The organism is Verrucomicrobium sp. BvORR106, from assembly GCF_000739655.1.
Lineage (GTDB): Bacteria > Verrucomicrobiota > Verrucomicrobiia > Verrucomicrobiales > Verrucomicrobiaceae > Verrucomicrobium.
In genome coordinates, this window is record NZ_BATR01000078.1 from 1 (window position 1) to 9,761 (window position 9,761).

The 9,761-nt window shown below is 62.7% G+C and carries 8 protein-coding genes; 6 read left to right on the forward strand and 2 right to left on the reverse strand.

Translation table 11 applies throughout. The annotated features are described in order from the left end of the window. The 4 genes from BV106_RS11685 to BV106_RS11700 form a co-directional block, all read left to right on the forward strand. On the forward strand, nt 1-390 hold a 390-nt coding region (locus tag BV106_RS11685), incomplete at its 5' end, for a hypothetical protein (RefSeq protein WP_038164678.1). Between the two features lie 120 nt (nt 391-510). Further along, nucleotides 511-4,110: an RHS repeat domain-containing protein gene (locus tag BV106_RS11690; protein ID WP_038164680.1), complete on the forward strand. Its 3,600-nt coding sequence runs from the start codon at nt 511-513 to the stop codon at nt 4,108-4,110. Continuing rightward, complete coding sequence (locus BV106_RS11695; RefSeq protein ID WP_081891676.1) at nt 4,049-5,086, forward strand: RHS repeat-associated core domain-containing protein; 1,038 nt, start codon at nt 4,049-4,051, stop codon at nt 5,084-5,086. The genes BV106_RS11690 and BV106_RS11695 overlap by 62 nt, the downstream gene beginning before the upstream one ends. A gap of 97 nt (nt 5,087-5,183) precedes the next feature. Next, nucleotides 5,184-5,948, forward strand: a complete 765-nt coding sequence (locus tag BV106_RS11700; RefSeq protein ID WP_038164684.1) for a hypothetical protein — start codon at nt 5,184-5,186, stop codon at nt 5,946-5,948. Here the strand turns inward: BV106_RS11700 and BV106_RS11705 are convergent. Further along, nucleotides 5,945-6,769 (reverse strand): hypothetical protein, encoded by an 825-nt coding sequence (locus BV106_RS11705; protein WP_265595579.1) that lies wholly within the window; start codon nt 6,767-6,769, stop codon nt 5,945-5,947. The two genes, BV106_RS11700 and BV106_RS11705, sit on opposite strands and share 4 nt — an antisense overlap. A gap of 114 nt (nt 6,770-6,883) precedes the next feature. Between BV106_RS11705 and BV106_RS11710 the strand changes: the two genes are divergently transcribed. Then, nucleotides 6,884-7,633, forward strand: a complete 750-nt coding sequence (locus BV106_RS11710; RefSeq protein ID WP_038164689.1) for a hypothetical protein — start codon at nt 6,884-6,886, stop codon at nt 7,631-7,633. A gap of 174 nt (nt 7,634-7,807) precedes the next feature. Beyond that, complete coding sequence (locus BV106_RS11715) at nt 7,808-8,656, forward strand: hypothetical protein (RefSeq protein ID WP_265595580.1); 849 nt, start codon at nt 7,808-7,810, stop codon at nt 8,654-8,656. A 513-nt stretch (nt 8,657-9,169) separates the two neighbouring features. On the opposite strand, the gene BV106_RS38355 is transcribed toward BV106_RS11715, so the two are convergent. Then, a partial coding sequence (locus BV106_RS38355) for a hypothetical protein (protein ID WP_265595581.1) occupies nt 9,170-9,761 on the reverse strand: 592 nt, incomplete at its 5' end.

The following is a 9,761-nucleotide window of genomic DNA, read 5'->3' on the forward strand; positions in this document are numbered from 1 at the left end:
GGCGGTGGCGGCGGGGAAGGGGAGGTGGTGGAGGCTTTTGTGAGCGTGGCGGCGCTGAATCGTCGGGTGCGGATGATGCCAAACCAGTTGGGCGAGTACCCACGGATCTGGATGGGGGACGCGGCCCGGGCGGAGGTGACGCTGGTCTTTCAGGATGCGGCACCGGGTACGCCGGTGGCGCTGGCGGCGCAGGATGGCGGGAAGTTCACCGGGCAGGACCAGGCGGCGCTGCTGACGGCGGTGGATGCGCAGCAGCGGGTGTCCTTTGCCTTTGATGTGTCGAGCAATCCGGGGGTGCACCGGGTGACGACGCGCACGCCGGGTGGCGATGTGAAGCTGCTGGAGTTCTGGGCGGGCGAAGCGCCTGCGATCCAGACGGCTGCCCGGTAGGGGCGGTGGATGCCGGGTGCCTGAGGGCGATGGCTGTGGCTGTGGCTGTAGGCTGACCGCCTGGATGCCGGAGGAGTCTTTCAGATGTCAGAGTTCTAGGAAATAGAAAAACAAAAACCCATGAAACCTTCAACATTTCTCTTATGCCTGGGGACGGCGCTGCTGGCGGCCGGCTCCGGCCGTGCGGCGGACCAGCCGTGCGGCAACAACCAGACGCAGAGTCCCTCTGCCCCGCCGAGCCGGAATCACCCGTGCAATGGCGATGGGGCGAACCTCTTCAACGCGTACACGGGCAATGCGAGCCGGGAGGTGGTGGATCTGACGGTCTTCGGCTCGGTGGGGGAGCTGCCGCTGAAGATGGTGCGCTACAGCAATACCCGCCTGTCTGCCATGGCGCAGAGCACGGGGAGGTTTGGCAAGGAGGGGGTGTGGACGCATGGCTACCAGTGGAGCATGCGTGACGGTGGTCTGTACACGAATGGCCAGCCGGTCTTGCGCGTTGGTTTTCCTGATGGGGCTGACGTGGCCTACATCCAGGATGTGTCGGATCCGACGCTGTGGCTGCCGCATGCGAATGGCACCTCCCGGGTCACGCAGAGCGGTACGGCGTTCACGTTGTTGCGGGCGGACGGCACGGTGTACCGCTTTAACAAGTACCCGTACACCACCTCCGGTTTCTACTACCGCCTGGATTCCTGCGAGGATGCCCTGGGGAATGTGTACGCGATGCAATACAACAGCGTCACGGACACGAGCCTGCGCAAGGTGGTGGACCCGAGCGGACGCTGGCTGCAGTTCACCTATGTGAACCACGGGCTGCTGAACCAGGAGAAGACGGTGCTGCATACCACTCCGTACCCGGGCACGGCGGGATCGTGGGTGGAGGCAACGGGCATCTCCACGGCGAAGGCGCACCGCTACCTGACGCTGTACTACAACAATGACTGGCACAATGCGCCGCCGCTGCCGGTGGCGGAGGTGGAGTTCTACGATGAGAACAACGTCCTGATCACGGGAGGCACGCCGTTCGGCAGTGAGCCAGTGTTTGCCACGGGTGAGGAGTCGGCCAAGGCGTTCGATGGCAATGCGGCGACTTACTACCGCTACGCGTACAAGCGCAATGGGTATGTGGGCGTTGACCTGGGGGTGGGGGTGACGAAGAAGGTGTCCCGCATCCGCTATTTGCTGGCGAGTGTGGCGGGATCGACGCCCACGGCCTCGGCCCAGTTTGTGGGGATGAACAGTCTGTCGGCGACGCATTACTCCATCAAGGAGGTGAAGGCGAGCGATGGGCGCAAGGTGGTGTATAACTACAGCACGTTCACGGATGCGTCCGGGGGCTTCAGCTGGTCGCTCCTGGATTCGGCGACTTATCCGGATGCCACGCAGGCGCTCTATGGGTACACGCAGGTGCATCTGTACACGCGGCCGATCCTTTCCCATGCAGTGGATCCGCGGGTGCCGGGGGCGGGGAGTGTGATCACGTATGGGTTTGACCCGGATACGTCGCTGGGGTTTGTGCGGGAGGAGCGCAATGGCATCACCAATGAGGTGATCGCGACGACCTCCCACGATGCGGCGCACCAGCCCAAGGCGGTGTACTCCAACGGGCGGACGATCAAGTACTCGTACACGGGCAGCACGGCGAACCTGACGCAGAAGATCGACGGGATGGGCGGGGTGAGTAATTTCATCTATGGCAACGGGGGCACGGGCCACCTGGTGAGCGAGACGGATGCCAGGGGGCATACGACCACCTACACGCGCACGGCGCTGGGGAATCCCCTGGTGACCACGTACCCGGACGGGACGGTGGAGACAATCACGCGGGATGCGAGGGAGCGCATCCTGACCTTTACGGTGACGGGGCCGGGACTGGCGGCGCGGGTGACGACGAACACGCGCGATGGGGCGGGCAGGATCACGCGGAAGGACCATCCGGATGGCACCTATGAGACGTGGACCTACAATGCGCTGGGCCAGGTGCTCACCCACACGGAGCGGGACGGCGGGGTGGCGACCACCACGTACTCGGTGAACGGTGTGCCGCAGACGTACACGGATGCGGAGGGGGGCGTGAGAACGTATGCACACAACAGCCTGGACCAGCTGACCGCAGTGACGAATGCGAACTCCCACACGACGGGCTATGTGCAGAATGACCGGGGCCAGACGACGCGGGTGACGCACCCTGACGCCAGCTTTATTTCCTATGCCTATGATGACCACGGCAACCGGATCCAGATGGTGAATGAGCTGGGGAAGGTGTGGACGTACGGCTATGATGAGTACAACCGGCTGACGTCTGTGGCGGATCCGCTGAGCCAGCTCACCCACTACAGCTATGTGGGGGCGGGAGGTTGTGGCACGTGCAACACGGGAGATCTGGCCACGCTGGTGACGCTGCCGAGCGGCCGGCAGATCCACAGTGCGTATGACCTGGACTGGCAGTTGACGAGCCGGACGACGGGCTATGGCACGGCGGATGCGGCCACGACGAGCTATGTGTACGATGCGGCGGGCAATGTGACCCAGGTGACGGATGCCAACGGGAAGGTGAGCCTGTACACCTATGACAGCCGGAACCGGTGCCTGACCTCTACCGACGCGCTGAGCCGCCAGACGACGCTGGTGTATGACGGGGAGGGGAATGTGCTGAGCATGACCCGGCCGGACGGTGGTGTGACGACGGCGGTGTACGACCTCATGGACCGGCAGACGAGTGTGACGGATCCCAAGAGCCAGACTACGGGCTACACCTACGATGCGGCGGGCAGGCTGAAGACGATGACGGATGCCCGGGGGAAGGTGCACACGTGGAGCTATGATCTGGCGGGACGGCCGACGGAGCTGCTCTACCCGGATGCGACCACGGAGCAGTGGACGTATGACGACGTGGGGAACCGGCTCACGACGAAGACACGGCAGGGCCAGGTGGCGACGGCGACGTTTGACAACCGGAACCGTGAGGTGACCTATGACTGGAGCGACAGCACGCCGGATGTGGTGCGCACGTATGATGTGGGCGGGATGCTGGCCACCTCTGGGAACAGCCATGCGACCAGCAGCTACACCTATGATGACGCGGGCCGGAAGCTGACGGAGACCCAGTATGTGGCGGCGCTGGCGCAGAGCTACACGGTGACGTACGGGTATGACGCGGATGGGAACTGCACGAGTGTGACGTACCCGGGAGGGAGTGTGGTGGACTACAGCTACACGGCGCGGGGTCAGGTGAAGGATATCCAGGCGGACGGGCCGCCGCCGCTGGCCAGCTACACGTACCATGCCAATGGCGAGCGGGCCACGCGCAGCCTGGAGAACGGCACGGTGACGACGTACACCATCGATGACGCCTCCCAGACGACCTCGGTGGTGCAGAGCAATGGCGGCGGTGTGTTCCAGCGGTATGACTACACCTATGATGCAGCAGGACGCAGGAAGACGCAGCTGGTGAACAATGCCACGTGGGATGTGTACACCTTTGACGCCGCGGGGCAGGTTTCAGGAGTCACGTATGAGGCGGTGAACGCCACGGGCAGCGGCGGGACCCGGCAGGTGACGTATGTGCATGATGCGGCGGGGAACCGCCAGAGCGTGACGGTGGCAGGCTCCGGCAGTACGCTGCTGCCACCGGTGGCCACGGGCACCACGACGTATGGCACGGCGATCGCGACCAACCAGTACCCGACGGTGGGGGGGTCAGACGCTGCTCTATGATGGGCGGGGGAACCTGGTGCAGGTGCCGGTGGATCTGAATGTGCCGGCGGCGGGAAACCGGACGCTGGGCTATGATGCGCAGAACCGGCTGCTCGGAGTGTCCTCACCCGGTGCGGTGGTGACGTTTGCCTATGACACGCGGAACCGCCAGGTGGGCCGGACGGTGAACGGAGTGACGACGTTCTTCATCTGGGACGGTTGGGACCTGATCGAGGAGCGGGATGCCGCCGGGGTGCTGGTGCAGCGCTATGTGCATGGTGCGCGGAAGGATGAGCTGCTGAGCAAGACGGACAGCGCGGGCACGGTGTACTACCACCAGGATGTGCTGGGCAGTGTGACGGCGCTGACGGATGCGCTGGGTCAGCCGAAGGAGACGTACCGCTACGATATCTACGGGGCGGTGGGCATCTGGGATGTGGCCTCTGGAGTGCCGCTGGCGGCTTCAGCCCTGGGGAATCGTTTCCTCTATACCGGGCGGGAGTGGATTGCGGAGGCGGGTCTGTATGACTACCGGAACCGGGCCTATCTGCCGGAGCTGGGGCGCTTCCTGCAGACGGATCCCATTCTCTTCCTGGCCGGGGACATGAATCTCTACCGCTATGTGGAGAATGATCCGGTGGACTGGACGGACCCCAATGGGACAAAGCCGTCAGAATCCAATCCCAAGTTTCCCAAGGATGTCGACGTTGATGACAGGAAGCCGTGGTTCCCAGCCGTGGAACCTGAGGAAGACGATCCAATAGTCCCCGAGGATGACGTCCTGCCCAAGCGACCCAAGCCAGCGCCCAATCCCGGTCCGGCACCGGCACCGTTCAAGCCTGGGATTGATCCTCCAAAACTCCCTGGCTCGCTGCCTCCTCCTTCTTCGCCGGAAACTCCCAAGGACCCGCCCACCAAACCTCCTACGGAAAAGCCAAAGGATCCGCCCAAAGAAAAGCCCAAGGATAAGGAGCCGGAGAAGAAGAAGGGGTGTTAACCCTGACCCTTGAAATGGGGCGCGAAGATTCGCGCCCCATTTTTTTGATTTCGAACGGCAATGATCATAAGGTAAATGCGTCTGGCTTAGCTCGTCCATGAAAGTCGCTATTGCAGCAATTCTCTTCTTGATGGTGCTCTTGCATCTTCCCGCTTTCGCGGGAGATCTTTCACCACAGGATGTGGAGCACGGGAAGCGGCAGGTGGAGCGGATGCTGGCGGACCGGCCGGGGATGGCGGTGTATCGCCGGGAGAAGGACAACCAGGCGGGATATGTGGGTGAGGGGGATGCGATCTACCAGTGGGCGGTGGAGGCGTATGCGGGAAAGTACGTGGGGGAGAGGGTGTTCTGGGTGCAGGGAGACACTGAGGGGGCTGAGGCCTGTCATCTAGGGGTGTCAGCCTTCGGATTGTGTGGCGTGTTGATCCGTGACTCGTCAGGTGAAGGTCCTGGGGAGTTTGAGCACATGTGGTCCTCGTTCTTCTATGAGGTGATGAACATGTCATTCGCCACAGAGTGGACGTTGGCGGAGAAGGCTGCTCTGGACAGGTCGTGCTCTGCCGACGAGTTTGTGAAACGTTGTGCCAAGGTGGAATGGAGAGCGCTTGGCGAGCTGGTGCGCCTGAGGGATGAGGTGTGGCTGCCGTGGGCTGGGCGCGCTGGAGTGAAGAGCGATGCGCGGTACTGGCACCTGATTGGACAGGAGGGTTTTGAGGTTTGGTTCTCTGGTTACACGGACCGCTCAGGTTATCCCTGGCAGCCCTTTTTGGAGGGGTACGAGGGGGCCGGGAAGGCATCGAACGAGTTCAAAAAACGGTTCGACAAAATATATGCCCGCCGGAGTGCGGCAGGTGGGCGCTAGCGGGTGGGGGCGGCGGCTCCGCTGTCAGTGGATGGAGGTGGGGCCGGGCTGGATGCTTCAGGGCCGCGCGTGGTCGTTGCAGGGGGCTTGGCCTGCGGTCTGAGGGCTTCGTAGTACTTGTAATGGCTGAGCCAGGGGGAGGGGGCTTTCTTCAGGGTGCTGGCGAACCATTCGTCGAAGGTGGCGGGCCGTTTCTTGATCCAGACGTTCCGGTTGTGTTCCATCCCCAGTGCGGAGGCCCAGGGGAGCCAGTCAGTTTCATAGAACTTTTCCTGCTCATCCTGGATGTGCCAGTGGAGAAGGACGTTCTGCTTGATGTAATCTTCAACGGTGATCCTTCTGGCGGCGGCGTCATCCTCGATGCGGGTCCTCTCTGCGGCGCGGGTCAGGTTCCGCATCTCATAAAACAGGGCGGCCCACATGCGGTCGAAGGCCTGGTGAGAGACGCCGGTCTGGTCGTTGACGCTGATGGTGTAGGGCTGCTCGTTTTCAGAGGGGGCGGTGTACGTGGCATCGGTGCGCTCGGGCAGGAGGCGGCGGTCCCAGAGGATGCGCTGGCCTACGTACTTGCCGGCGAAGGCGGCCTGGGCCCACTGGTACATGGGGTCTGAGGGGGTGACGTAGCCAGCGCGGGCGTCTTTGTCCAGGCGGTACACGACCATGCCGGGGCGGTCCAGAAGCATGAGCTGGACTTGCTTCCTGCCGTGTTCCATGTCCTCCGCCGTGGGCTCTGCGCCGCAGACGGCAGCGAGTGCGGAGAGGCAGGTGAGAAGGAGGGTGAGCGCGGCGGTGGTAGCGGTGGTGAGGAAGGGGGGCCTCATGGGAAGGGGTTCTTGGTTGGTGGGGCGCGGTGGGTGGAGTGGTGGAGGGGTGGAGATGAGGTTGGGATTGCTGGTGGGTGGGGGATACATTAGCGTAGTGAAAAACAAACGGCGATGATGATTTTTGGAGCGCAGATGATCGTGAAGGTGGGGCTTTGGCGTGAGGCGGCGTGGGCGCTGGTGCTGGTGCTGGCGTTTTGTGAAAATGGGATGGCGGGGGAGGTGTCTCCGGCAGATCTGGAGCATGGAAAGCGGCAGGTGCAGCAGATGCTGGGGGATCGGCCGGGGATGGCGGTGTATCTCAAGGGGAAGGATGATGCGCCGGGCTATGTGGGGGAGGGGGATGCGATCTACCAGTGGGCGGTGGAGGCGTATGCAGGAAAGCACGTGGGTGAGCGAATCTTTTGGGATGGTCGCGCGCCGGAGCAGGGCCTGCTGGCGAGCCACACGCGGCCGGCGCTGCATGGGCTGTATCTGCTGCGTGTGGCGGATGAACGCCAACGGGGGAGGAGGGCGTTTGAGGTGATGTGGGCCTCCTTTGTCTGCGAAATGCTGAGCGTGTCTCAAAAGGAGGCGTGGTCGGCACTGGATGCGCGGGCGAAGCAGGGCGAGATGACGGCAGATGAGTACGTGAAGGCGTGTGCCCGGGTGGAATGGTTCAACTTTGGGAAGATGCCGGAGATGCGGCGCACCCTCTGGCAGCCGTGGGCCGACAAGGTGGGGCACAAGACGGATCTCTCAGAATGGGAGGGCAAGCATCTGGATGACTTCGAGGCGTGGCTGGCCCAGTTCACCAAGGTGGGGGAGTACCCGAAGGTGCCCTACCTGAAGTCGTATGAACTGGCGCGCGGAGAGCGACGGTAGGACGGTGGATCGGTGGATCGGTAGGGTGGAGGCGCTGTGGTTCGAGGAATGGTGTGGAGTGATGGAGTGATGGAGTGATGGAGTGATGGAGTGATGGAGTGATGGAGTGGGGCGGGGTAAGTGTGAGTTGAAGGAACATGGGGAATGCATTAGGGTGGGTAAAAAAACGAGGTTATGATGGTGAGGAGTATCTTCATGAAGGTGCCGGTGTGGGCGGCGGTGGTCTTACTGCTGTTGGCGACGTCTCCAGGGGCGGGGGCGCAGGAGGGTGAGGAGCGATGGCGGGGAGGTCGTGGGGCCTCGGTGATGGTGCGTCCGGTGGAGCTGACGCCGGCGGATCTGGAGCACGGGCGGCGGCAGGTGGAGCGGATGCTGGGGGACCGGCCGGGGATGGCGGTGTATCGCCGGGAGAAGGACAACAAGGCGGGCTATGTGGGCGAGGAGGATGCCATCTACCAATGGGCGGTGCAGGCGTATGCGGGCAGGTATGTGGGGGAGCGGGTGTTCTGGGATCCCACGGAGCCGGGTGAAGGCAGTGGTGCCTGTCACAGCAGGCTGGAGGTGTCGGGGCTCTATTCGGTGCAGCTCAAAAACGCGACGGGCACGGGGAGGTTGGCGTTTGAGAAGATGTGGTCGGCTATGGTGTTTGAGATTCACAACATGTCCCTGGGCACGGCGTGGCTGGCGACGGGCCTGGGCGCGGTGGAGGGAAAGGTGTCTGCCGCGGATTTTGCCAGGAGCTGTGCCAGGGTGGAGTGGCAGGCGATCCAGAAAATGAGCCGGTTCCGGGAGGAGGTGTGGCGGCCGTGGTCGGTGGCGCAGGGGTTCACCAGTGATGAAGATACCTGGCGATGGCGGGATCAGGAGGACTTTGAGAAATGGCTCTCCCACTACACGAATCCAGAGGCCTATCCCTGGAAGCCCTATCAAGCGATGTACGAGGGCCTGCGCCGCTGGGCGGATTTTTACAGGGAGCGGTTCAAGGTATTTGCACCGGTGCTCCCGGGAGAGAGGCAGGATTGAATGAAGGGGAACCGCTGACGGACGCTAACGGGACGCTGACCATGAGGGCTGAGGGGAATGGGAAACCACTCATGGGCACTCATGGAACACTGATGATGAGGGTTGGACAGAATTGACAAAATTTGCGGAATTAGGGTTTCTGAAACCACCGATGTTCACTGATGGAGCACTAATGGTTCTGAAGAAGCAGGGTTTGGTGCATGAGTTGCTAAAGCCGCGTCGAGCTGCTCGGAGCTGATCTCAATTCTGCCTAAAAGGAAGCTCTCTGTGGTTGGTTGGGAGGTGTCGTGGGTTTTGTTGGGAGTCGGGATTGGGAGGGGGTGAGGGGGAGGTCGGGTATCGCACCTGAGTGGTGTGTTGCGGGCTTTATCCCAGGGCGTTGCCCTGGGCTGGTATGACGTCGGGCCTTTGGCCCTGAGCTGCCATGCGGGAGGAAGAAGGCTTGGGGAGGGGGAGGCGGCGTGGGAGGGAATAGGACTGATGGGGCCGCAGCGACTTTTGACTTTTCACTCTTCACTTTTCACTGCGTGAACCTGTGACTCTGTGGTTGAAGAGGGGGCGGGTGGGAGTGAGGGGGACGTTGAAGTTTGAAGTTTGAAGTTTGGAATTTGATCTTTCGCCAGCGTCACTTGCCTGGTGGGTGCAGGAGTTTTTCGTAGTAGGTGCGCATGTAGTCGAAGCTTCCGCGTTGCTCCTCGTACCAGGTGTCGAAGGTGCCGGTGTGGTCGAGCATCCAGAGGCGCGGGTGGAGGGGGGGCCGCGGGATTCGGCCCAGGGGCGCCAGGTTTGATGGTAGAACTGCTCAAGCTCTCTCCGGACGCTCCAGTAGATGCGGGCGTACTCCTGCACGGCGGTGTCGACGGGGACCCACCGGTACTGCACGAGGGTGGCGATGCGGCTGCGCTGCGTGTCGCGGCTCATGCGGTGCATTTCATAAACCAGACGGGCCCAGGCGTGCTCGAAGTGCTCGGGGTCGGTGTAGGTGTGCGGGCGGAGGGCGACGGAGTAGAGCCCGTGGAAGTAGGGGGTGGTGAAGTCGCCAGGGAGTTCACCGGAAGGGAGGCGGTGGTCCCAGAAGACGCGCTCGCTTACGTAGCTGCCGGCG

Excerpts from the sequence above, each read along its gene's own strand:
- BV106_RS11690 (WP_038164680.1), top strand. The coding sequence starts at position 511 with ATGAAACCTTCAACATTTCTCTTATGCCTGGGGACGGCGCTGCTGGCG.
- BV106_RS11695 (WP_081891676.1), top strand. The coding sequence starts at position 4,049 with ATGGCACGGCGATCGCGACCAACCAGTACCCGACGGTGGGGGGGTCAG.
- BV106_RS11700 (WP_038164684.1), top strand. The coding sequence starts at position 5,184 with ATGAAAGTCGCTATTGCAGCAATTCTCTTCTTGATGGTGCTCTTGCAT.
- BV106_RS11705 (WP_265595579.1), bottom strand. The coding sequence starts at position 6,769 with ATGAGGCCCCCCTTCCTCACCACCGCTACCACCGCCGCGCTCACCCTC.
- BV106_RS11710 (WP_038164689.1), top strand. The coding sequence starts at position 6,884 with ATGATGATTTTTGGAGCGCAGATGATCGTGAAGGTGGGGCTTTGGCGT.
- BV106_RS11715 (WP_265595580.1), top strand. The coding sequence starts at position 7,808 with ATGATGGTGAGGAGTATCTTCATGAAGGTGCCGGTGTGGGCGGCGGTG.